The 24,297-nt window shown below is 66.0% G+C and carries 19 protein-coding genes, 1 tRNA gene and 2 pseudogenes; 21 read left to right on the top strand and 1 reads right to left on the bottom strand.

What is annotated here, in order from left to right; genetic code table 11:
- The first annotated feature begins 81 nt into the window (after positions 1–81).
- The 10 genes and pseudogenes from D000_RS0109580 to D000_RS0109540 all read left to right on the top strand — a co-directional run bounded on the left by D000_RS0109580 (position 82) and on the right by D000_RS0109540 (position 11,442).
- Positions 82–921 (top strand): ABC transporter ATP-binding protein, encoded by an 840-nt coding sequence (locus D000_RS0109580; RefSeq protein WP_018873314.1) that lies wholly within the window; start codon positions 82–84, stop codon positions 919–921.
- A gap of 46 nt (positions 922–967) precedes the next feature.
- Positions 968–2,251, top strand: coding sequence for an ABC transporter substrate-binding protein (locus D000_RS0109575; RefSeq protein WP_018873313.1), 1,284 nt, complete (start codon positions 968–970; stop codon positions 2,249–2,251).
- Entirely contained in the window at positions 2,248–3,087 is an 840-nt protein-coding gene (locus tag D000_RS0109570) for an ABC transporter permease (RefSeq protein ID WP_018873312.1), read from the top strand. The genes D000_RS0109575 and D000_RS0109570 overlap by 4 nt, the downstream gene beginning before the upstream one ends.
- Before the next feature lie 212 nt (positions 3,088–3,299).
- Positions 3,300–4,686, top strand: a pseudogene (locus tag D000_RS0109565) (sigma-54 interaction domain-containing protein); the annotation flags it as partial.
- Positions 4,687–4,763: 77 nt separating this feature from the next.
- Positions 4,764–4,940: pseudogene (locus D000_RS14485) on the top strand (helix-turn-helix domain-containing protein); the annotation flags it as partial.
- A 185-nt stretch (positions 4,941–5,125) separates the two neighbouring features.
- Positions 5,126–6,577 carry a CmpA/NrtA family ABC transporter substrate-binding protein gene (locus D000_RS0109560; RefSeq protein ID WP_018873310.1) on the top strand — a complete coding sequence of 484 codons (1,452 nt, stop codon included), beginning with the start codon at positions 5,126–5,128 and terminating at the stop codon, positions 6,575–6,577.
- A 3-nt stretch (positions 6,578–6,580) separates the two neighbouring features.
- Entirely contained in the window at positions 6,581–7,429 is an 849-nt protein-coding gene (ntrB, locus tag D000_RS0109555) for a nitrate ABC transporter permease (RefSeq protein ID WP_018873309.1), read from the top strand.
- 29 nt (positions 7,430–7,458) lie between these two features.
- Positions 7,459–8,403, top strand: coding sequence for an ABC transporter ATP-binding protein (locus D000_RS0109550; protein ID WP_018873308.1), 945 nt, complete (start codon positions 7,459–7,461; stop codon positions 8,401–8,403).
- A 30-nt stretch (positions 8,404–8,433) separates the two neighbouring features.
- Positions 8,434–8,880, top strand: coding sequence for a cyanase (cynS, locus tag D000_RS0109545; RefSeq protein WP_018873307.1), 447 nt, complete (start codon positions 8,434–8,436; stop codon positions 8,878–8,880).
- An 84-nt stretch (positions 8,881–8,964) separates the two neighbouring features.
- Positions 8,965–11,442: a bifunctional diguanylate cyclase/phosphodiesterase gene (locus D000_RS0109540; RefSeq protein WP_018873306.1), complete on the top strand. Its 2,478-nt coding sequence runs from the start codon at positions 8,965–8,967 to the stop codon at positions 11,440–11,442.
- A gap of 43 nt (positions 11,443–11,485) precedes the next feature.
- Here D000_RS0109540 and D000_RS0109535 read toward each other — a convergent pair.
- Positions 11,486–11,561 (bottom strand) — tRNA-Ala (locus D000_RS0109535).
- 270 nt (positions 11,562–11,831) lie between these two features.
- Here D000_RS0109535 and D000_RS0109530 point away from each other — a divergent pair.
- From D000_RS0109530 to D000_RS0109480, 11 genes are all read left to right on the top strand, one after another.
- Entirely contained in the window at positions 11,832–12,635 is an 804-nt protein-coding gene (locus D000_RS0109530; RefSeq protein ID WP_018873305.1) for a 3',5'-cyclic-nucleotide phosphodiesterase, read from the top strand.
- 115 nt (positions 12,636–12,750) lie between these two features.
- Complete coding sequence (gene phoB / locus D000_RS0109525; RefSeq protein ID WP_018873304.1) at positions 12,751–13,440, top strand: phosphate regulon transcriptional regulator PhoB; 690 nt, start codon at positions 12,751–12,753, stop codon at positions 13,438–13,440.
- A gap of 55 nt (positions 13,441–13,495) precedes the next feature.
- Complete coding sequence (gene phoR, locus D000_RS0109520; RefSeq protein WP_018873303.1) at positions 13,496–14,821, top strand: phosphate regulon sensor histidine kinase PhoR; 1,326 nt, start codon at positions 13,496–13,498, stop codon at positions 14,819–14,821.
- A 206-nt stretch (positions 14,822–15,027) separates the two neighbouring features.
- A complete protein-coding gene (locus tag D000_RS0109515; RefSeq protein WP_018873302.1) occupies positions 15,028–15,996 on the top strand; it encodes a PstS family phosphate ABC transporter substrate-binding protein in 969 nt (322 codons plus the stop codon).
- A gap of 209 nt (positions 15,997–16,205) precedes the next feature.
- A complete protein-coding gene (locus tag D000_RS0109510; RefSeq protein ID WP_018873301.1) occupies positions 16,206–18,476 on the top strand; it encodes an ABC transporter permease subunit in 2,271 nt (756 codons plus the stop codon).
- A 10-nt stretch (positions 18,477–18,486) separates the two neighbouring features.
- A complete protein-coding gene (gene pstA, locus D000_RS0109505) occupies positions 18,487–20,154 on the top strand; it encodes a phosphate ABC transporter permease PstA (protein WP_018873300.1) in 1,668 nt (555 codons plus the stop codon).
- A 34-nt stretch (positions 20,155–20,188) separates the two neighbouring features.
- Positions 20,189–21,019, top strand: coding sequence for a phosphate ABC transporter ATP-binding protein PstB (pstB, locus tag D000_RS0109500; protein WP_018873299.1), 831 nt, complete (start codon positions 20,189–20,191; stop codon positions 21,017–21,019).
- An 11-nt stretch (positions 21,020–21,030) separates the two neighbouring features.
- Positions 21,031–21,753, top strand: a complete 723-nt coding sequence (gene phoU, locus D000_RS0109495; RefSeq protein WP_018873298.1) for a phosphate signaling complex protein PhoU — start codon at positions 21,031–21,033, stop codon at positions 21,751–21,753.
- A 190-nt stretch (positions 21,754–21,943) separates the two neighbouring features.
- On the top strand, positions 21,944–22,444 hold the full coding sequence (locus D000_RS0109490) for a DsrE family protein (protein WP_231371012.1): 501 nt from the start codon (positions 21,944–21,946) through the stop codon (positions 22,442–22,444).
- Positions 22,445–22,844: 400 nt separating this feature from the next.
- Positions 22,845–23,279: a glutathione S-transferase N-terminal domain-containing protein gene (locus D000_RS0109485; protein ID WP_018873296.1), complete on the top strand. Its 435-nt coding sequence runs from the start codon at positions 22,845–22,847 to the stop codon at positions 23,277–23,279.
- 22 nt (positions 23,280–23,301) lie between these two features.
- On the top strand, positions 23,302–24,135 hold the full coding sequence (locus tag D000_RS0109480; RefSeq protein ID WP_018873295.1) for an amidohydrolase family protein: 834 nt from the start codon (positions 23,302–23,304) through the stop codon (positions 24,133–24,135).
- The last annotated feature ends 162 nt before the right edge of the window (positions 24,136–24,297 follow it).

Here is a 24,297-nt window from a genome sequence, read left to right as displayed (position 1 = left end):
GCCCCTTGTAAGGAGCCCTGTGAACAGGCCGTCGTGTCACATCGACCCGGCGGCACATGAACCGAGGCCAGGAGGAATCCCATGGGCGCCGCCATCTCCATCGACTACATCACGCATCACTATCCCGGGCAGGAAAAACCCACCCTGAAGGACATCCAGGTCGCCGTCGCCCCCGGCGAGACCGTGGCCCTGATCGGTCAGAGTGGCTGCGGCAAGTCCACCCTGCTGCACATGCTGGCCGGGCTGCTGCTGCCCAGCGATGGCTGCGTACGTATCAACGGTCACCAGGTGATCAAGCCGAGCCCGCGCTGGAACATGATGTTCCAGAAGCCCTCGCTCTACCCCTGGATGACCGTGCGTCAGAACGCCTCGCTGGGGCTGATCTTCCAGGGGCGCAAGAAGGCCATGCGCGAGCGCATCGACCGGCTGCTGGAGACCGTGGGCCTGACCGACAAGGCCGAAATGAACGTGCAGTCGCTGTCCGGCGGCCAGCAGCAGCGCGTCGCCCTGGCCCGCAGTCTGGCCACCGACCCGGAACTGTTGCTGCTGGACGAGCCGTTCTCGGCGCTGGATGCCTTTACTCGCGTCGCGCTGCAGGACGAGGTCACCCGGCTGGCGCGCGAGCGCGGCATCTCCGTGGTGTTCGTGACCCACGACATCGAGGAGGCCGTGGCGATGGCCGACCGCGTACTGGTGATGGGCTCGAACCCCGGGACCATCACCGCGGAGCTGACCGTCGACATCGAACACCCGCGCGACCGCAACGGCCAGGCCTTCGTCGACCGCAAGGCCGAACTGATGGGCTACTTCGGCGCCACGCGCAAACCCGGCGCCAACGCCCTGCCCGAAGAGGCCGAGTCCGAAGCCACCGCCGACTCCGACGCCACCACTACCGAAGCGCGACGCATACGCGCTGCGTAAACCCAACCCGTACCGCCACCCCGACCCTGACCGAGGAACCGCCACCATGTGCAACTGCGACAATCACCACGACATCGACCGCGAGCTGGACCAGCTGCTGGATCGCAGCTTCTCGCGCCGCAACTTCCTGCGTACCGCCGCCGTCGGCGGCCTGGCCGGGACCGGCCTTGGCCTGTCCGGCTCGCTGTTCGGCGCCGAACCCGACGGCCTGGAGGCGCCCGAGGGCATTACCCGTGACTTCGACGGCGTGGTCCGCATCGGCTACATCCCGATCACCGATGCCGCGGCGCTGCTGGTCGCCCACTCCGAGGGCTATTTCGAGGACGAGGGCCTGGAGGTTGCCGATCCCACGCTGATCCGTGGCTGGTCGCCGCTGATCGAGTCGTTCGCAGCTAACCGCTTCAACCTGGTGCACCTGCTCAAGCCGATCCCCCTGTGGATGCGTTACCAGAACGACTTCCCGGTGAAGATCATGTCCTGGGCGCATACCAACGGGTCCGCCGTGGTGACCGGTCGTCACGTGGACGTGAAGTCGTTTGCCGATCTGGGCGGCAAGAGCGTGGCGGTGCCGTACTGGTATTCCATGCACAACGTGGTAATGCAGATGGCCCTGCGCGACGCCGGGCTGACCCCGGTCATCCGCGATCAGGGCTCGGCGCTGGAGTCGCACGAGGTCAACCTGATGCTGATGCCGCCGCCGGACATGCCGCCGGCCCTCGCCGCGCGCTCCATCGACGCCTACATCGTGGCCGAACCCTTCAATGCCGCCGGCGAGCTGCTGGCGCGCGGCAACCTGCTGCGCTTCACCGGCGACATCTGGAAGAACCACCCCTGCTGCGTGGTGTGCATGAACGAGCGCCTGACCGACCGCGAACCGGAGTGGACCCAGAAGGTGATGAACGCCGTGGTCCGCGCCCAGGGCACCATCCAGGAAGACAAGAAGGCCATCGCGACCCTGCTTTCCCGCGACGGCAAGGGCTACCTGCCGATGCCCGCCAACGTGGTCGAGCGCGCGATGACCAACTACACCAACGACGCCAGCTACGCCGAGAGCGGTGCGATCCGCCACGCCGACTGGGGCAACGGCCGCATCGACTTCTCGCCCTGGCCCTACCCGTCGGCCACCAAGATGCTGGTCGGCGCGATGAACGAGACCCTGGTCGGTGGCGACACCACCTTCCTCGACGACCTGGATCCAGACTTCGTCACCCAGGATCTCGTGAACTACGACTTCGTGAAGAAGGCAATGGAGAAGCACACGGCCTGGCACGACGCCCCGGGCGTGGATCTCGACTCGCCCTTTGAACGCGAAGAGGTGGTGGTGCTATGAACCGCGAAGCCACGCTGAACGAGCTCAACCCGGCACTGGAGCGGCTGCTCCCGTTGCTGCGGTTGGGCGACCAGATCCGGCGCCGGGTGCAATACCCGGCGCTGGGCATCGCCGGGCTGTTCGCCCTGTGGTACTGGGGCGGGTGGGCCATCGCCAACAACGAGGACACGATGGCCTTCGCGAGCTTTGCTCCGGGGCCGACGCTGGCCGCGTTCTGGGATCTGGTCGTCTCCGGCAATGTCTGGAAGCCAATCGAATCCAGCCTGTATCGCGTGGGCTGGGGCCTGTTCTACGCCATCGCCATCGGCGTGCCCATGGGGGTGATGATCGGGTACTTTCTGACCCTGAAACAGGTCACCCACGTGCCGTTCCAGTTCCTGCGCATGATCTCGCCGCTGGCCTGGATGCCGATCGCGGTGCTGGCCTTCGCGACCTGGGACGGGGCGATCATCTTCCTGATCGCGATCGCCGCGGTCTGGCCCATCACCTATGCCACGGCCCACGGTGTGCAGCGCATCGACCCGATGTGGCTGAAGGTCGGCTCCAACCTCGGCGCCAACCCCTTCCACACCCTGCGCTACATCGTGATGCCCGCGATCGCTCAGGACGTGTTCGCCGGGATACGCCTGGCGGTCGGGGTGGCCTGGATCGTGCTGGTGCCGGCCGAGTATCTGGGCGTGACCTCGGGTCTGGGTTACGCCATCAACGATGCCCGCGACACCCTGGAGTACGACAAACTGGCCGCCTTCGTGCTGGTCATCGGCATCATCGGCTACATGCTGGACGCCATCTGCGTGCGCCTGATCAAGCGCAGCAGCTACCACGCCGAAGGCTGAAGCCCCGGGGCGTAATGCGCCCCGGCAGTCCGGGTCCGGCGGGCGCCCCTCGCCGGACCCCTTTCCGAATCTTGTGGGGCACGCTGCGCCGGTACGGTGCGGCACCCTGCCCCGTCAGGAGGCAACGACGGCCCACGGCGCCCGCCGCATGTCCGCCCGCGCCCTGTCTGACGTACAGAGAGAAGTGGCAGGTTTTCTGCATGAGGGCAGACATGGCTCTGCAACCGCTACCCGATTCATCCACCCCGGACCTGGCCACGCGCGAACAGGAGATCACCCTGTTGCTGGAGGTGGCCAAGCTGATGGGGCGCTCGGGCGACCCGGACGCGGCGATCTACCGCATCCTCGGGATGATGTCGCAGTTGCTGGGGCTCAACCGCGGCCGCGTGCTGATGCCCGATCCGGATACCGGCAAGCTCCGCATCCGCCACGCCTACGGGCTGACCGATGCCGAGCGCGAACGCGGCAGTTACAGCCTCGGCGAAGGCGTGACCGGGCGCGTAATGAAGACCGGGCAGATCGCCCTGATTCAGGATATCGACAACGAGCCGGAGTACCTGGCCCGCGCAATCGACCGGGCCACCCTGCCCCAGGAGACGGTCGCCTACATTGCCGTACCCATCGTGCAGGACGAACACGCGATCGGCGTGCTCGGGGTGCACCGCCTGCGCCGGCGCTCGCGCCAGTTCCAGGACGACCTGAACGTGCTCCGCGTGATCGCGAGCATGATTGGCCAGGTCCTGCGCATCAACCAGCTGATTGCGGAGCGCACGGCGGAGCTGGTCTCCGAGAACCGTTACCTGAAGAACGCGCTGGACACCCAGGGCGCGAAGTACGGCATCCTCGGCGAGAGCCCCGCCCTGAAGCATGTGCTCAAGCAGGTTCACCGTATCGCGGATACCCAGGCCACGGTCCTGATCACCGGCGACTCCGGCACCGGCAAAGAAAAGATCGCGCGGATGATCCACCACATCAGCCAGCGCTCGAGCCGGCCATTCATCTCGCTGAACTGCGCCGCGATCCCCGCGGACCTGCTTGAATCCGAGCTGTTCGGCCACGAAAAGGGCGCATTCACCGGTGCCAGCCAGGCCAAGACCGGCAAGATCGCGCTGGCCGACGGCGGGACCCTGTTCCTCGACGAGATCGGCGACATGCCGGAGGCCCTGCAGTCGAAGATCCTGCGCGTACTGCAGGAACGCGTGGTGCAGCCGATCGGCGGTGCGCGCGATATCCCGGTGGATGTACGCATTGTCGCCGCCACCCACCAGGACCTGCAGGGCGCGGTGAATGCCGGCAAGTTCCGCCTGGACCTGTTCTATCGCCTGAACGTCATCCCGCTGCACATGCCCGCCCTGCGCGACCGCGCCAGCGACATCCGCCTGCTCACCCGGCACTTCCTGGACCGCTTCAACCACCAGCACGGCTGGAACGTGGTCCTGGACGAGGGTGTGCTGGAGCGCCTGGAGCACTTCGACTGGCCGGGCAACATCCGCCAGCTGGAGAACGTCCTCGAACGTGCGGTCCTGCTGTCCAGCGAGGGCCGTATCGACACCGACCTGGTGGACTCGATCCTGCACGAGGAATCCCGCATTAATCCCGGCCAGAACGCGGTCGCACGCTACGAAAGCGCCCCTGCCGAAACCGCGGAAGGCACCAAAACGGGGCCCGCGAATGAGGCCTTCCGCCCCAGCGTGGTGCGCCCCTATCGCCGCGTGCACGCCGACGAGGCGCAGCAGCTGGTGCAGGCAATCGAGGCCCACGGCGGCAACAAGACCCGCGCCGCCCTGGCCCTCGGCATGACCCCGAGGCAGCTGCGCTACCGCCTGAAAAAGCTTGGTATCGAAACCACTTAGGGTTTGCCACCCGATTCCACTCGACGATTTGTCGGCATTGTCGACGAAGCCGACAAATCGTCCCCTCGCGAACGCCCCCATCCGCCGTCGCACCCCGTTTCGGGCGCTGGCACGGCATCTGCAAAGGCTCTGGACAGGCGCGGCAATGGAGCCCGCCAACCGCGTTTCACGAGGAGAACCAGACCATGCCGACCAAAAGCCTCAACGACCCGTTTGACGCCAATGCCGATCTGCGCCACGGAGGCGCCTGCCGCCACGGCCACCACGGACCGGGCCAGTGCGGGTGCTTCGACACCGCCTCCCCGGACCTGGAGCGCCGGATGGATAACGCCGGCCCCGCGCAGGCAGAGGCCCCGCAGGCACGCCAGTCCGAGCCGCTGGACCAGGAGGCCATGGTCGACCGTGCGGTCGAGAGCGCGATCGTGCGCGGCATGTTCGGCCACAACGAGATCAACCGCCGCCGCTTCCTGCAGATGATCGGTGGCGGCACCATCGCCGCAGCGCTGGGCTCGATCCTGCCGCTGGACAAGGTGAAGGCCGCGATCAAGGAAGGCGGACCGCTGGAGAAGACCAAGCTTCGAGTCGGTTTCGTGCCGATCACCTGTGCCACGCCGATCATCATGGCCCACCCGATGGGGTACTACGAGCGCTACGGCCTGGATGTGGACGTAATCAAGACCGCCGGCTGGGCCGTCGCCCGCGACATGTCGCTGTCGGGTGAATACGACGCCTCGCACATGCTCTCGCCGATGCCGCTGTCGATGACCCTGGGCTCGGGCTCCTCGCGCGAGCACTACATCATGCCGGCAGTCGAGAACATCAACGGCCAGGCCATCACCCTGCACAACAAACACAAGGACAAGCGTGACCCGAAGGACTGGAAGGGCTTCACCTTCGCCGTGCCCTTCGAGTACTCCATGCACAACTTCCTGCTGCGCTACCTGGTAGCCGAGCACGGGCTGGACCCGGATCGCGACATCAGCATTCGCGTGGTCCCGCCACCGGAGATGGTCGCCAACCTGCGCGCCGAGAACGTGGACGGCTATCTCGCCCCGGACCCGTTCAACCAGCGCGCGGTGTGGGACGGCATCGGCTTCATTCACATGCTGACCAAGGACATCTGGGAAGGCCACCCGTGCTGCGCCTTCGCCTGTTCCGCGGACTGGGCCGGCGAACACCCGAACACCTACGGCGCCCTGCTGCGTTCGCTGCTGGATGCCACCCAGTACAGCTCGGACCCGGCCAACCGTGCCGAGATCGCCGAGGCCATCTCGCCGCGGGCCTACCTGAACCAGCCGCAGTCGGTGGTGGAACAGGTGCTGACCGGGCGCTTCGCCGACGGCCTGGGCAACGTGCAGAACGTACCCGACCGCATCGACTTCGACCCCTTCCCGTGGCACTCGATGGCGACCTGGATCCTGACCCAGATGAAACGCTGGGGCTATCTGGACCGCGATATTGACTACAACGCGATCGCCGAACAGGTGTTCCTCGCCAGCGAGACCACCGAGATCATGAAGGAGCTTGGCTACGACGTCCCCGACAAGACGTACAAGAACTTCGAGATCCTCGGCAAGACCTTCGACTACACCGACCCGGAAGGCTATCTCGACAGCTTCGAGATCCGGAGGAGCTAAACCATGCTGACCAACCTCAACTTTCGTGCCGGCGTCCTGTCGCTGGTGTTCCTGGTGGTCTTCCTGGGCGTGTGGCAGCTGGCCACCGCCCCGGAGGCCCTGCTGATCGGCGACCAGGAGCTCAGCGAATACGAGATGCTGACCGGCGGTGGCCAGCAGACCTCCAGTGGGCGCGGCATCCCCGCGCCCACTGAGGTCTTCGCCCACGCTGTCAGCGAACTGAGCAATCCGTTCTACGACGCGGGCCCGAACGACAAGGGCATCGGCATTCAGCTGGCGTATTCGATCTACCGCGTCCTGCTCGGCTTTGCCCTGGCGGCGCTGATCGCCATCCCGTTCGGCTTCGTGATCGGCATGTCGCCGCTGCTGAACAAGGCCTTCGATCCGTACATCCAGGTGCTCAAGCCGATCTCGCCGCTCGCCTGGATGCCGCTGGCCCTGTTCATTATCCGCGACTCGAACATCTCGGCGATCTTCGTGATCTTCATCTGCTCGATCTGGCCGATGTTGGTGAACACCGCCTACGGCGTGGCCTCGGTGCGCAATGACTGGCTGAACGTGGCCAAAACCCACGAGCTGTCCAAGATCCGTACCGCCTTCACGGTGATCCTTCCGGCCGCGGCGCCGACCATCCTGACCGGCATGCGCATCTCCATCGGCATCGCGTGGCTGGTCATCGTGGCCGCCGAGATGCTCGTGGGCGGCACCGGCATCGGTTACTACATCTGGAACGAGTGGAACAACCTCGACCTCGCCAGCGTGATCTTCGCGATCCTGATGATCGGCGTAATTGGGTTCATCCTCGATGCCTCGCTCGCCCAGGCCACCAAACTCGTGCGCTACGCCGACTGAACCGGCGCAGCCCAACCAGGAGTACAACCATGAGCAAGGGCTTCCTCGAAATCGAGAACCTGAGCCAGCGCTTCCCGCAGCCCGACTCCAGTGACCTGATGACGGTCTTCGAAGGGGTCGACCTGGAGATCCAGAAGGGTGAGTTCGTCTGCCTGATCGGACACTCCGGCTGCGGCAAATCCACCATCCTCAACGTGCTCGCCGGCCTGGCCACGCCCACCGACGGCAACGTGATCATGGACAACAAGGAGATCAAGGGCCCGAGCCTCGACCAGGGTGTGATCTTCCAGAACCACAGCCTACTGCCCTGGCTGTCGGCCCGCGACAACGTGATGTTTGCGGTCCGGGCCCGCTGGCCGAACTGGAGCCGGGCGAAACGCCTGGAACATGCCGAACGCTATCTGAAGATGGTCGGCCTGGACCATGCGATGGACCGCAAGCCGTCGCAGCTCTCCGGGGGCATGCGCCAGCGTGTCGGCATCGCCCGCGCCTTCGCCATCGAGCCCAAACTACTGCTGATGGACGAGCCTTTCGGGGCACTGGACGCCCTGACCCGTGGCGTGATCCAGGAAGAACTCCTGAAGATCTGGTCGGAGACCCACCAGACCGTGTTCATGATCACGCACGACGTGGACGAAGCGATCCTGCTGGCCGACCGCGTGCTGCTGATGACCAACGGCCCGCATGCGAAGGTCGCGGAGTCGGTGAAGATCGACATCCCGCGCCCGCGCGAACGCGCCTCCCTGCACCAGCACGAGAACTACTACAAGATCCGCAACCATCTGGTGGACTTCCTCGTGCACCGCGCCAAGGACATGTCCCTGGAGGCTCAGCAGGAGGCTGCACAAGGGGTGGACCCGCGTCACAAGCCGCGCTTCGTCAATCCGGCGAACCCGGAGGAATCCGCGCCCGAGCCCGCAACCGATGCGGACGCAACAGCGGCCGCCGATCGCCCGCGCATGCGTGCCGTTTAAACCCGTATCCACAGACCAGGAGAAGACACGATGTCCCTCAGCAAGAGCGCGATGACCACAACCATCCTCGAGGCCAAGGAAAACCGCGGCACCACCTGGGCCGCGATCGCCGAGGCCACCGGGCTGCACGAGGTCTATGTGACCTCCGCCTGCTATGGCATGAACCACCTGGAGGCGGACCAGGCCGAGAAACTGGCCGGCTTCCTCGGTCTCGGGCCCGATATCGCCCAGGCCCTGCAGGCCTTTCCGCACAAGCACTGGGACAAGACGATCCCGACCGATCCGGTGATCTACCGCTTCTACGAGGCGATCAATGTCTACGGCGACACCATGAAGGCGCTGATCCACGAGAAGTTCGGTGACGGCATCATGAGCGCGATCGACTTCACCATGGACATCGACAAGGTCGAAGACCCGAAGGGCGACCGCGTGAAGATCACCTGGAACGGGAAATTCCTGCCGTACAAGAGCTGGTAAGCCCGTGTAATGGGCCCGAACGGCCGGCGCCGCCGCCCGTTCGGGCGTGTACGGCAAGTCCCTTCTCATAGTAGGCTCTTGCCGATGCACGTACCCCCCCTCCTCCCCAAGCTCCTGGCCCTGCTCGTTTTTCTGCTGGCCAGCACCAGCGCGATCTCCGAAGACGGGGCCGAAGACCGGGCCGAGGATCGGTCCGACGTCCGCGCCACGACCTACACGATCGCCGTTCTGGCCTTTCGTGACACCGAGGCCACCCAGGCCCAGTGGCAGCCGACCGCGGATTACCTGAGCCAACAGATCGCCTCCGCCGACTTCCGTATTCAGGCGCTGGATTACCCCAGCCTGGATCGCGCCGTACGTAGCGGCAATGTCGACTTCGTACTGACCAACACCGGCCACTACGTCCGCCTCGAGGCGGAACGGGGCATTACCCGCCTGACCACCCTGATCGCCCGGGCACAAGGAGAACCGATACGCGAGTTCGGCGGGGCCATTCTGGTCCCCGCCGAACGCAACGATCTCCAGCATCTGGCAGATCTGCGCGGCCAGCGCATGCTCGCGGTGCAGGAGGACTCCCTCGGTGGCTGGCTGGCTGGCGCGCACGCCCTCGGCGAGGCGGGGCTTGATCCGTTCAGGGATCTGGCCGCGGTGGAATTCACCGGCATGCCCCACCGCACCGTGATCGACCGCCTGCTGGCCGGCGAGGCCGATGCCGGCATGGTGCGCACCGGCGTGTTCGAGGCGCTGAAAAGCGAAGGGGTACTCGAGCCGGGCGCGCTGCGCGTTCTCGCGCCCCGCGACCAGGCCGGCTTTCCCTTCGTCCACAGCACCCGGCTGTATCCCGAATGGCCCTTCGCGCGCCTGGAACACACGCCGGACGCCATCGCCGAGGCAGTGACCATCGCCCTGCTGAGCATGACGCCCGGGGAACCAGCGGCCCACGACGGCGGCTATCACGGCTGGTCCGCACCGCTGTCCTACGGCAGCATGCACAGCCTGCTGGAGACACTGGGACGCCCGCCATACGACCGCCCGGCCATCGTCGAGCTGCGGACCCTGTGGGAGACCTATCCCGAGATCCTGTTCGCGGCGCTGGCCGGGCTGCTGCTGCTGACCGCACTCGCCCTGCTGCATTATCGCCGTCTGAACCAGCGCCTGCAGCTGGAGGTGGTGCAGCGCCGCAGCGCCGAGTCGCGCCTGCGGGCCCACGAGGTGGACCTGGCCTACCAGGCCGAGCATGACCCGCTGACCGGACTGCCGAACCGCCTGCTCCTGGTGGAGCAGCTGACCGAAGCCATGGATCACGCGGCCCGGACGTGCAGTCGCGTGGCGGTCCTGTTTGTCAATCTCGACCGCTTCAAGACCATCAATGACAGCCTCGGGCATGCGGTCGGCGACGACCTGCTGCAGATCCTCGGAGAGCGCCTGAAGGCGCATTTTGATGCGCGGTTGGTCGCGCGTATCGGCGGTGACGAATTCATCGCCGTGCTCGATGACGCCGACGAGCGACCCCGCATCGAGGGCCGCGCCCGCCAGTTGCTGCAGCTGATTGCCGAGCCCTTTGCGGTCGGTGGCTGGCGCGATCTGCAGGTGGGAGCCAGTATCGGAATCGCACTGTTTCCCGACCACGCAACCACGGCGGGAGAACTCATCACCCAGGCGGATGCCGCGATGTACGAGGCCAAGGATGCCGGGCGCAACACCTTCCGGTTCTACACCCGCGCACTGACCGATGCCGCCAATCAGCGCCTGGAAATCGAAAACCGGCTGCGCCGGGCGATCGCCAATCGGGAACTGGAGGTCTTCTACCAGCCCCAGTTGGAGACGAACACCGGCCGCATCACCGGTGTCGAGGCCCTGGTGCGCTGGCGCGACCCGGAGCGCGGTCTGATCCCGCCCGCCGTCTTCATCCCCGTAGCCGAGGAGACCGGACTGATCGCCACCCTGGGCGCGCAGGTACTCCGCAAGGCCTGCCGGCAGGCGGTGGCATGGGATCGCGAGGGGCTGCCGCCACTGGCGATGTCGGTGAACCTGTCGACACGCCAGATCGCGGACCCCGGGCTGCTGCACCGGATCCGCCAGGTGCTACAGGAATCGTCGCTGCCCCCCCACCGGCTGACGCTGGAGATCACCGAAAGCACGCTGATGCAGCACGCAGGGACTGCGCGTGACACCCTGCAGCAGATCAAGCGCCTGGGCGTGGCCCTGGCAATCGATGACTTCGGAACCGGCTATTCCTCCCTCGCCTACCTGAAAGAGTTCGCGATCGACACCCTCAAGATCGACCGCACCTTCGTACGCGACCTGCCGGCGGATCGCAGCGATGCCGAGCTGACCATGACCATCATCGATATGGCCCACAATCTGGGCCTGGACGTGCTGGCCGAGGGTGTCGAAACCGAGTCGCAGCTCGAATTTCTGGCCGCACACGGCTGCGACGCCTGGCAGGGCTACCTGTGCAGCCAGCCGGTACCGGCGGAGGAACTGGCCGCCCGGCTGCGGCAGCCGGCCGACACACCCGCGGCTCACGCCCGGGCCGCGAGCGAGAAAAGCGGGGCCTGAAAAGAAAAAAGGCCTGCATAAGCAGGCCTTTAATCTGGAATCCTGGTGGAGCGGAGGAGGATCGAACTCCCGACCTTCGCATTGCGAACGCGACGCTCTCCCAGCTGAGCTACCGCCCCTTTCAGATGGCGCGCATTCTAGCAACTCCCGCGGGTCGCGGGAAGCCCTGCGCCGGGCCTTCATGGCCGGCACGATAGAACGCCACCGGCTGGCCCAGTGCCGGCTCCCTCCTGTGCGGTCACGATTGCCTTTTCGCGCGCCGCGTCACGGAACTCGGGTCTGGACCCGTTCTAGCATTGGGCCATGTCCGTCACCCACCCACAGCCACCCGGGGCGACTGGCCTCCAGCGCCCGCACCATGGCGGTCCCACAGCCGCACTTCGCCCGCGATGAGCCTTTCGGTCCGAATCCTTGGAGCCAGCGGCGGGATTGGTCCCGGTCGCCGCACCACTTCCATCCTGATCGATGATGACATCCTAATCGATGCCGGCAGTGGCGTCGGCGATCTGCAGCTGGAGGAACTGCGGCGCATTCGCCATGTATTCCTGACCCACTCGCACCTGGATCACATTGCCTTCCTGCCAATGCTGGCGGACATGGTCTACCACCCGGACGCGGCGCCCATTCATGTCCACGGCCTCCCCGCGACCCTGAAGGCCCTTTGCGATCACGTCTTCAACTGGGTGATCTGGCCGGACTTCACCCGCCTGCCACGCCCCGATCAGCCCCTGGTCCGGCTGGCATCGGTGCAGCCGGACCAGACCATCCATCTGGATCACCGCGAGCTGCGCGTCCTGCCCGCCCGGCACACGGTGCCGGCCGTGGGCTATTGCGTCAGCAGCCACGACGGCGCGGCATTCGCCTTCAGCGGCGATACCACCTCCTCGCGCCGTCTGTGGCCGGCCCTGAATGCGCTGCCCAACCTCGACCTGCTGATGATCGAGACCGGCCTGCCGGACGAGATGGAAGGCATGGCCGACCTGGCCAAGCACTACACGCCGCAGAACCTGCGCGAGGATCTCGCGTTGCTGGAACATCGCCCCAGGATTGCCATCACCCACCTCAAACCGGGGCACGAACAGGCCATCCGTCAGCAGCTCGCACGTTCCCCCCATCACACCGGCATGATCTTCCTGCATGGCGACGAGCGCTTCGTCCTCGACGCGAACGGCGCCCGTACCCGCGCCTCCTGAGCGGAAATACCGGGAAGCACGCGCCGGACCTGACCCAACGGCCGCGCGAATGGTGTTCACATGGCTGTAACATGGCTGTTATCTAATGCCTTCCGGGCAATCACGAGACAGGGCCATGGCCACTCGAATACTGCTGGTGGAAGACGACGCCGCGATCCGCGAGATGCTGCAGCTGCCGTTCCAGAAGGCCGGCTACGAGCTGCGCGAGGCCGGCGACGTGCGCACCGCGAAATCCCTGCTGCTGGAAGACCCGCCGGACCTGATCCTGCTGGACTGGATGCTGCCCGACATCAGCGGCATCGACTGGGCGCGCACCCTGAAGACAAGCCCCGTGACCAAGGACATCCCGCTGATCATGCTGACGGCCCGCGGCGAGGAGGAAGACCGCATCCGTGGACTGGACGTGGGCGCCGACGACTACGTGACCAAGCCGTTTTCGCCCCGCGAACTGGTGGCGCGCATGAAGGCGGTGCTGCGGCGCACCTCCCCGACCACCAGCGAGGAGCCGATCGAGATCGAGGGCCTGCGTCTGGACCCGGTATCCCACCGCATCTCCGGGAACGGCCAGGCCATCAGCATGGGGCCGACCGAATACAACCTGCTGCATTTCTTCATGACCCACCAGGACCGCGTGTTCAGTCGCGGCCAGTTGCTGGACAAGGTCTGGGGCACGAACGTGTACGTGGAGGAACGCACCGTGGACGTGCACATCCGCCGTCTGCGCAAGGCGCTGGCCGATACCGGCCACGACCACCTGGTACAGACCGTGCGCGGCTCGGGGTACCGATTCTCGCGGATGCCGTAAACGCCGGCCGATGTTTGTACACTCCGTGCTGACTCCCTGAATCCCGGCGGTCCCCGTGCAGCCCCGCAACACCTGGCCCGACATCCTCATTACCAGCCTGCTGATCGCGCTGCCGATCCTTGCGCTCGGCTGGGCCACCGGCCAGTTCTGGCCGACGGTGGCGTTCCTGCTGGGGGCCGCACTGGCCTGGAACATCGCCAACCTGCTGTGGCTGGAGACCTGGCTGCGGCGGGGCGGGCGCGCGGAACCGCCGGATGTGCGCGGCCTCTGGGGCGTGATCTTCGACCAGCTCTATCGCCGCCGCAAACGCCACGAACATCGCGTGCACCGGCTGCGCCAGCTCCTGGAACGCTACCGCGATTCCGCCCGCGCCATGCCCGATGCCGTTGTCGTGCTCAATGACGACCTGCGTATCGAATGGGTCAACACCATGGCCTGCCAGCTGCTCGGGCTCGACTGGCCGCGCGACGAGGGCCAGCGCATCACCCATCTGCTGCGCCACCCGGAGTTCCTGCAGTTCATGGAACGCGCCCGCGAATCCCTGGCGCGCGTGACCGTGCCCTCGCCACTGGACGACGAACGCCAGCTCGAGCTGCGCATGCTGCCGTACGGGGATGCCCAGTACCTGCTGCTGGCCCGCGACACCACCCACCTGCACCGCCTGGAGGTCATGCGGCGCGACTTCATCGCCAACGTCTCGCACGAACTGCGCACTCCCCTGACCGTGCTCTACGGCGTCACCGAGACCCTGGAGGAGGAACTGCAGGAGCAGCCCGAGCTGGCGCGCTCCGTACAGATGCTGCGCGAACAGTCCGAACGCATGAAACTGCTGGTGGACGACCTGCTGCTGCTGTCGCGCCTGGAGACCGGCGAAACCACCGGCCCCCAGGACTGGTTCAACCCGTTCCCCATGCTCCAGAAGCTGACCGAGGAGGCGCGCGTTCTCTCCGGTACCGAGGGGCACCAGTTCGTGCTGGATGCCGACCCCGCCCTGGAATTCCTGGGCAACCCGAACGAGCTGCGCTCGGCCTGCGCCAACCTGCTCTTCAACGCAGTGAAATACACCCCCGGCGGGACCCGCGTGACCCTGCGCTGGCAGGCCGATGCCGACGGCGCCCGCCTGAGTGTCGAGGATACCGGGCCCGGCATTGCCAGCCACCACCTGAGCCGCCTGACGGAACGCTTCTACCGGGTGGATGCGGGGCGCACCCAGTCGCGCGGCGGCACCGGGCTTGGCCTGGCCATCGTCAAGCACGTGCTCGCCCGCCACGACGGTCACCTGTCCATCGAGAGCGAGGTCGGTCGCGGCAGCCGCTTCACCTGCCTGTTCCCCCTCGGCCGTACCCGACCGGTCGAGGCACCCCCCGCGACCGTGGAATAACCCCCTGCCTGGCGGACGCACGTCCCCGCGCCCGCCCCGGCTACCCCGCAACACTATCGCCGAAGCCCTCGCACGCCCTGTCACATGTCACGCCGCTGTCATGCGGGCGTCACGGAACTGCAAGCGTGGCTCCCGATAATTCCGCTCCAAGGAGCCAGCTCAATGGCCCCGAGCACACCTCAAAGCAAGCACCAGGGAGTACACCCATGCTGTTCAAGCGCACCATTCTCACCGCCGCCGCGGCCGCCGCCCTCGCCATCACCCCGGCGATGGCCGATGTCGATCCCAACATCCCGGCCTACCAGTCGGTCTCCGGTATCTCCGGCAACCTGTCGAGCATCGGCTCCGACACCCTGAACAACCTGATGACGCTGTGGGCCGAGGAGTTCCAGAACTTCTACCCGAACGTCAACGTCCAGATCCAGGGTGCCGGCACCTCCACCGCGCCGCCGGCCCTGACCGAAGGCACCGCCGACTTCGGCCCGATGTCGCGCATGCCGCGTGACAGCGAGCACGCCGAGTTCGAACAGCGCCACGGCTACGAGATGACCGCCGTTCCGGTCGCGATCGACACCATCGCCGTGTACGTGAACCGCGACAACCCGATCGAGGGCCTGACCCTCGAGCAGACCGACGCGATCTTCTCCTCCACCCGCCGCTGCGGTGGCGCCGAGGACATCACCCGCTGGGGCCAGGTCGGCCTGGACGGCGCCTGGGACAACCGCGACATTACGATCTACAGCCGTAACGCGGTCTCCGGCACCTATGGCTTCTTCCGCCAGCACGCCCTGTGCGACGGTGACTTCAAGGATTCGGTCAACGAACAGCCCGGTTCCGCCTCGGTGGTCCAGGGTGTGTCCGAGTCCCTGAACGGCATCGGCTACTCCGGCATCGGCTACATGACCTCCGGCGTGCGCGCCATCCCGCTGGGCCAGAACGAGGGCGAGTACTTCGAGCCCAACGCCGACAATGCCTCCACCGGTGACTACCCGCTGGCCCGCTTCCTCTACGTGATGGTGAACAAGCACCCGGAAGACGGCCTGACCCCGCGTGCGGCCGAGTTCCTGAAGATGGTGCTGTCGAAGGAAGGCCAGGAAGTCGTGGTGCGTGACGGGTTCATCCCGCTGCCCGCCTCCGTGGCCGAGCGCGAGCGCAAGAACCTCGGCCTGGAATAATCCCAGGTCCCACGCCGGCCATCTTCGGATGGTCTGAACCGGGCCCCTCGCGGGGCCCGGTTTTTTTGTGCCCGTTGCATGCGCCCAGGCACCACAACCTGCCATCCAGCGTTCAATCGTCCGTCATATGGCTGTCACGTTTTTGTCACGAAGCACCCGTAGCATTCCCCTCAGTTTCACCCTATACCTGCCGCATCAGGGGACCCTGAATGTCCAGCCTTACCGCAACCACGACCCTCGGTCGCTTCCAGCGCTGGCGCCGCGCCAAGGATCACACCGCCCGCTACACCATCGGCTTTTTCGGTGTGGCCGTGATCGGCGCACTCACTCTGATGTTCGTATACCTGGCCAGCGAAACGCTGCCCATGTTCCAGGGGGCCACACTGGAGCCGCGCACCGAATACGCGGCCCCAGGCGGCGCCGACACCCGCACCATCCATCTCGCCGTGAACCGCCACCGCGAGATGGCGGTGCGCCTGACCGAGGACCGCCGCGCCCTGTTCTTCCGCCCCTACAGTGGCGAAATCGTCAAGGAAGAGGCGCTGCCGATCCCGGAGGATGTACAGGTCACGAGTTTCAGCGCCGCCGAGCCGCGCACGCGCCTGGTGGCCGCCGGCCTCGACAACGGCCAGGTGCTGGCCATTCAGTACGAATACAACGAACGTTTCAGCCCCGAGGGTCGCCTGTACGACCCGGGCCTGGTGTATCCGCTGGGCGACGAGGACTCGGCCCTGCTGGACGTCGATGATGCCGGCCGCGCCATCTCGGTCGTCGGGGTGCAACGCGGCTCCAGTGGCATCCGTATAGCCGCCGCCACCGAGGACGGCGAGCTGAAGCTAGTGCGCTTCGAGGAGCGCACTTCGATGATGACCGGCGAGACCGAGGTCCGGCGCTCGGCCTTTGACCTCCCCTCGCTCCCGGATGGCGCCACGCCCACCCGCATCCTGCTGGACATCACCGGCCGCCACATGCTGGTCGGTGACGATCAGGGCCAGCTGCACTTCTTCGACATCAACAACCCGGCACGCGCCAGCCTGGTCGACAGCAAGCGCGTGATCCGCGGCGATGCGGCCGAGGTCACCTCGCTGGAATACCTGCTGGGCACGGTCTCCATCATCGTCGGAGGCTCCGACGGCACGGTCGCGCAGTACATGCTGGTGCGCGACGACGACAACGTGAATCGCATCACCCGGGTGCGCGATTTCCCGTCGCATGCCGGCCCGATTCGCAACACCCAGCCGGAGTACATCCGCAAGGGCTTCCTGACCGCCGACGACCGCGGCGAGGTCAAGATCCACTACTCCACCTCGCAAAGGACCCTGATCGAGCGCCAGATCACCGACCAGCCGCTGCATCGGGTGTATGTCGACCCGCGCAACCGCCTGCTGATCGGCATCGACGACCACGAGACCTGGCACCTGCAGGACCTGTCCAACCGGCACCCGGAGGTCTCCTTCCACGTGCTGTGGCAGAAGGTCTGGTACGAGGGCCGATCCGGGGGTGACTACGTCTGGCAGTCGTCCTCGGCCACGGACGAGTTCGAGCCGAAATTCTCGCTGGTGCCGCTGACCATCGGCACCATCAAGGCCGCGTTCTACGCGATGCTGTTCGCCACCCCGCTGGCCATCATGGGGGCGATCTACAGCGCCTATTTCATGTCGCGGCGCATGCGCAGCATCACCAAGCCCTCGATCGAGCTGATGGAGGCGCTGCCGACGGTCATCCTCGGCTTTCTCGCCGGGCTGTGGCTGGCCCCGTTCATCGAGGCCAATCTGCCGGCTGTCGCCAGCATCCTGATCCTGATACCACTGGGAATGCTGGTCGCCGCATTCCTGTGGACCCGCGTGTTGCCGGAGAACCTGCGCAACCTCGTGCCCGCCGGCTGGGAGGCCGCGATCCTGATCCCGGTGATTCTGGTCATCGGCTGGTTCTCCGTTTCCATGAGCCCGCTGATCGAGGTCTGGATGTTCGGTGGCGATGCCCGCCAGTGGCTGACCGATCAGGGCATCACCTACGACCAGCGCAACGCGCTCGTGATCGGCATCGCGATGGGCTTCGCGGTCATCCCGACCATCTACTCGATCTCCGAGGACGCGGTGTTCAACGTGCCCAAGCACCTGACCCAAGGCTCGCTGGCACTGGGCGCCACCCCCTGGCAGACGGTGTTGCGCGTGGTGCTGCTGACCGCCAGCCCCGGGATCTTCTCGGCGGTGATGATCGGCTTCGGCCGCGCGGTGGGCGAGACCATGATCGTGCTGATGGCGACCGGCAACTCGCCGGTGGTCAACTTCAACATCTTCGAGGGCATGCGCACCCTCTCCGCGAACATCGCGGTGGAGATGCCGGAGGCCGCGGTTGGCAGCAGTCACTTCCGCATCCTGTTCCTGGCCGCCCTGGTCCTGTTCGCGCTGACCTTTGCAGTGAACACGGTCGCCGAGATCGTGCGCCAGCGCCTGCGCCAGAAATACAGCTCCCTTTGAGGCATACCCGATGAATCGTTGGTTCAAATCCGGCACCCCGTGGATCTGGCTGAATGCCGGAGCGGTCGCTGCCTCGCTGGTGATGGTCTTCGGCCTGATCCTGATGATCGCCGTGAACGGCCTGTCCTTCTTCTGGCCCTCCAAGGTCATCGAGTTCGAATACCAGACGGAGCAGGACGCCGAGCCCCGGCGCATCATGGGCGAGCTGCAGCGGTCCGAGACGATGACCGCCCAAGCCATGCGCGACGCCGGCTTTACCGTGCCGGAAGGCCAGGACATCGTGGTCCGCCACCTGATCAAGCGCGGCAACCGTGACCTCGACAGCCGCGACTTCCAGTGGTACCTGGACGACTTCATGTCCGAGTGGGATCGCCCGCGCGACGCAGTGGTGCTGGAGCGCCTGCAGTGGGGCGATTTCTTCGGCTATATCCGCGAGTATCAGGAGGACGGCGAGACCGTCGCCGAGGGGGCCGAGGCGCGCACCGCGTTCGAGGAACGCATGCCGCAGACCCGCGAACTGGTCCAGCAGATCCAGCGTATCGAGCGCATCGAGATCGGCCGGGTGAACTTCGATCTGGAGCGGCTGCGCATCGCCCAGCGCGGCGTGGAGCGGGCCGAAGAGCTGTCGCTGGAGGAACGCGGCCGGCGCCAGGAAGAACTGGAAGCCGAACGCGAGGGACTCGACGCCCGTTACGCCGAACTCGAGGCCGAACGCAACGCCCTGCGCGAAGAACTGGCCCGCTTTGCGATCGTGCTGGAGACCGCCGACGGCGAGCACTCGACCATCCCGCTGTCACGCATCGTGAATGCCTGGTGGCCGAACGACATGAGCGTTCCGGCCAAGCTGCGCCACTATGTGGTCGCCTTCTGGGACTTCATGACCGGCTACCCGCGCGAGGCGAACACCGAGGGCGGCATCCTGCCGGCGATCTTCGGCACCGTGCTGATGGTCATCCTGATGTCCATCGTCGTCACCCCGTTCGGCGTGCTCGCCGCGATCTACCTGCGCGAATACGCGAAGCAGGGCCCGCTGGTGCGCACCATCCGTATCTCGGTGAACAACCTCGCCGGGGTGCCGTCGATCGTGTTCGGGGTGTTCGGCCTCGGCTTCTTCGTGTACCTGATCGGCGGCAACATCGACCAGATCTTCTTCCGCGATGCCCTGCCCTCGCCGACCTTCGGCTCGCCCGCGATCATCTGGGCCTCGCTCACACTCGCGCTGCTGACGCTGCCGGTGGTGATCGTCTCCACCGAGGAAGGCCTCACCCGGATCGGCGCCAGCATCCGCCACGGCTCGCTGGCACTGGGCGCGACCAAGGCCGAGACCCTGTGGCGCCTGATCGTGCCGCTGTCGGCCCCGGCGATGATGACCGGGCTGATCCTGGCCGTGGCCCGGGCCGCCGGCGAAGTGGCCCCGTTGATGCTGGTGGGAGTGGTCAAGCTGGCCCCGACCCTGCCGCTGGACGGCAACTTCCCCTATCTGCACCTGGACCGCGCGTTCATGCACCTGGGCTTCCATATCTTCGACGTCGGCTTCCAGAGTCCGAACGTCGAGGCCGGGCGCCCGTTGGTCTACGCCACCGCCCTGGTGCTGGTGCTGCTGATCATCGTACTCAACCTGACCGCGATCTCGATCCGCAACTACCTGCGCGAGAAGTACCGCGCCGACAGCGACTGATGCGTCGAACCCTGTTCCCCATGGAGTACCCGAGATGAGTGATTCCCAGACCCACAGCGTCAACGTGGCCCAGAATACGCAGGCCCACCGTGGTCTGAGCCTGGATCGCGAGGACATCTGCCTGACCGCCGAAGGCCTGAAACTGTTCTACGGCGAGGACCAGGCCCTGAAGGGCCTCGATATCCGCATCCCGAAAAACCGCATCACTGCGTTCATCGGGCCCTCGGGCTGCGGCAAGTCGACCTTCCTGCGCTGCTTCAATCGCATGAACGACCTGATCGATGCCGCCCGCATCGAAGGCACGATCCGGCTGGACGGCGAAGACATCTACGCCAAGGCCGTGGACGTGCCGGAGCTGCGCCGCCGCGTCGGCATGGTGTTCCAGAAACCGAATCCGTTCCCGAAGTCGATCTACGAGAACGTCGCCTACGGCCTGCGTCTGCAGGGCGTGAACAACCGCCGGCGCCTGAACGAGGTGGTCGAGAAGTCGCTCAAGCGTGCCGCGCTGTGGGACGAGGTGAAAGACCGCCTGCACGAGAACGCCTTCGGCCTGTCCGGCGGTCAGCAGCAGCGCCTGGTGATCGCCCGCGCGATCGCGATCGACCCCGAGGTCCTGCTGCTGGACGAGCCCTGCTCCGCGCTGGACCCGCTGGCCACGCTGAAGATCGAGGAGCTGATGATCGAGCTGAAGAAGGACTACACGCTGGTCATCGTCACCCACAACATGCAGCAGGCCGCGCGCGTGTCCGACTACACCGCCTTCATGTACATGGGCGAGCTGATCGAGTACGCCGACACCGACACCCTGTTCACCTCGCCTGCCAAGAAGCAGACCGAGGACTACATCACCGGCCGCTTCGGCTGAGGGCGCACAAAATGGACAAGACCTTCTTCAAGCAGCACATCTCGCAGCAGTTCAATGCGGAGCTCGAGGACATCATCAAGCAGGTGATGGCCATGGGCGGCCTGGTCGAACAGCAGCTTGCCGATGCCGTACACGCCATGGTGGAGGGGGATGTCGAACTCGCCGAAAAGGTGATGACCTCGGACTATCAGGTCAACGCCAAGGAAGTCGAGATCGACGAGGAATGCACCCACATCCTCGCCCGGCGCCAGCCCACCGCCTCCGACCTGCGCCTGGTGATCGCGGTGATCAAGACCATCACCGACCTGGAGCGCATGGGCGACGAGGCCGAGCGGGTCGGCCGCATGGGCCTGCACCTGCTGGACGAGGACCGCAATAGCGCGCCGATGGCGGATATCGCCAGCATGGGCGAACACGCCCGCGAGATGACCCGCGGCGCACTGGACGCCTTTGCCCGCATGGATGTCGATCAGGCGGTCCGGGTGGCGCAGCTGGATATTCAGATCGACAGCCTGTACGAGACCATCACCCACAAGCTGATGAAGCAGATGACCGCCGTACCCGATTCGGTGCCACGCCTGATGGATATCGTCTGGGCCACCCGCTCCCTGGAACGGATCGGCGATCGCGCCCGCAACATCTGCGAATACGTCGTCTACTTCGTCAAGGGCAAGGACGTGCGCCACACCAGCTACGAACAGATGGCCGAACAGGCCACCGGGGACCGCCACTGACCGCTCCCCCGGCAACGGCCGGATACAGCCGGTTGCGTCGCCGGCCGCAGCCCGCTTGAATGGGAGGATGACGAGCACCCGACCCCGCTTCACTGCGAATTCGAACCGCCGCAGCACCTGTGTGCTGCTGTATCTGCTCGCACTGCTGGCGTCCGCCCCGGTACTGGCGGGCCACCCGCTCGATGCGCCCATGAGCGCACCCGAGCCCGTACCCGAGGAGGCCGCCTCGGACGCCATCGTGCAGCTGCTGCAGCGCGACGAGCTCCCCACGGGTGTTGTCTTCGAACTGATCGAGAACGACCGCGCGGCACTGTCCGCGCTCCTGCCCGAGATTCGCGCGAACATCGCCCAGCTGCGCGAACGCGATCCGGACTTTCCGATCGCCGTGGTCAGCCATGGTGCCGAGCAGTTCAGCCTGGCCCGTGGCGAGACGTCCACGCACCCGGGGCTGCATCGCGATGTGGAAGCCCTGGTCCGCGATGAAGGCGTGAACGTCGAGGTCTGCGGCACCTTCGCCGAATGGCGCGGCATCGAGCCGGACGCCTTCGCCGGCTTTGTCGAGGTCACCGCCAACGCGCCCGACCGCCTCGACGACTACCGCAGCCGCGGCTACGAGGTGATTCGCCTGCGCCCCTCCCTGCTCGACGCCCCCGACCAGGACCCCTGGCAGTTCGACTTCGGCACCCCCTGACCTCCCGTCGCACAGGTCGTTTCAACACAAAGCGCACGCAGAAGGGCCCGGTCAAGGGCGCTGAACAGGAAGGCTGGAAGACACGAAGAATGGATTGGCCAGAAATCGCCGGACTTGCGATCCGTGCGGCACACCGGGCAAGCCCCCTGTGGGAGCGGGTTTGCCCGCGAAGCCCCCGCCCGCGACTACTCAGCCACTGCCTTCACATCACCCCCCCGGCAAGCCTGGCCGTTCCTCTACCCCACCAAGCCCCCTTCCTGTCTTCCCGACTTCCTGTGAATCCCCTTGACCTTGACCTGCCCCTTCTGCGTGCCTTCAAACAGCCATCCACAGCACATGACTAACACTCCGGCCGTCGGGATGCTGTAACGGCTGCGGGCTCCTGTGGCATGCTCTCGCCATGCGATTCCTGATCCGAACCTTTTTCCGTGGCGTACGCCTGATCCTCACCCCGTTCATGCTGATCGGGGAGCGCGTCTCACGACCGCGCGGGATCGAACGCGACCCGGCCGAACAGGCGCGCGTGGACGAGCAGACGCGGGCCCTGGCGCTTTACCACTTCCCGGCCTGTCCGTTCTGCATCAAGGCCCGGCGCGCGATGCAGCGCCTGTCGCTGGATATCGAACTGCGCAACGCCCAGGCCGCCGGTCCCTGGCGTGAGGAGCTGCAGAACGAGGGTGGCCGCCTCCAGGTGCCCTGCCTGCGGGTGGAAGAGGACGACGGCTCGGTGCGCTGGCTGTACGAGTCCGATGTCATCATCCGCTACCTGCGCAACCGCTTCGACCCGGAACAACCGGAAACCGCCGCCGCGCCCGACAGCGCGCCGCGCTCCTGACGACCGCAGATCCGCCCCCCCCATGCAGACACGCCTGCGTCCCGCGATTGCCGCAATTGGCCTGGTTCTCGCACTGCCGTTCACAGCGGCCAGCGCCACCACACCGATCTTCGATGCCCACCTGCATTACCGCCCGGCGGTGATCGAGACCTTCGGCATCACCGACGTGGCCCGCACCCTGGCCTCCAACGAGGTCCGCTCCGCGATTGTGATGACCCCGGACCCGGCGCTGATCCGGCGCCTGCAGGCCGGCACGGATACACGCCTGGTGCCGTTCCTGGAGGTTTCCCAACGCCTGGGCCGCAAGATGGACTGGATGCACGTCGAGGACCTGGGCGAACGCATCGCCACGATGCTGGATGCGTCCGAAATCCGCTGGCAGGGGCTAGGAGAATTTCACATCCTGGCGGATGACCGTTTTGCCCCGGGCTTTGAACAGCTGCTGGACCTGGCCGTTGCGCGGGACCTGACCGTGATGATCCACGGCGACCCGGCGGTCATCGACCACGCCTACGCGACCCATCCGGAGGTGCGCATCCTCTGGGCCCACGCCGGCAGCTATGCCTACCCGCCACTGGTGCGCGACTACCTCGAGCGGCATCCGCGCATGCACATGGATCTCTCCATGCGCAACCCGCGCATCAATCCTGGCGGCACGATCGACGATGACTGGTTCGAACTGTTCCTGGACCACCCCGACCGCTTCCTGATCGGCGTGGATACCTTCACCGCCCATCGCTGGCAGCAGTACACCCAACTGAAGGACGAGACCCGCGCCTGGCTGCGACAGCTACCCGAAGACATCGCCCGCGCCATCGCCTTCGAAAACGGCGAGCGGCTCTTTCCCGCGCACTAACCTCCTGCGTTCCCCAGGAAGCTCGGGCAGAAGGACCAGGTCAAAAGCCAGGGCGATTCACAGGAAGATTGGAAGGCGGGAAGATTTTGGTTGTTGGGACGAGGCCGTGGTCCGGCCATCCCGGGGCTGACGTCGCATCCCGGCGAAATCCTTCCTGTCTTC

Origin of the sequence: Thioalkalivibrio sp. ALJ16 (assembly GCF_000377345.1) — a bacterium.
GTDB lineage: Bacteria > Pseudomonadota > Gammaproteobacteria > Ectothiorhodospirales > Ectothiorhodospiraceae > Thioalkalivibrio.
The sequence above is the reverse complement of the archived record's forward strand: the minus strand, read 5'-3'. Positions and strand labels throughout refer to the sequence as shown.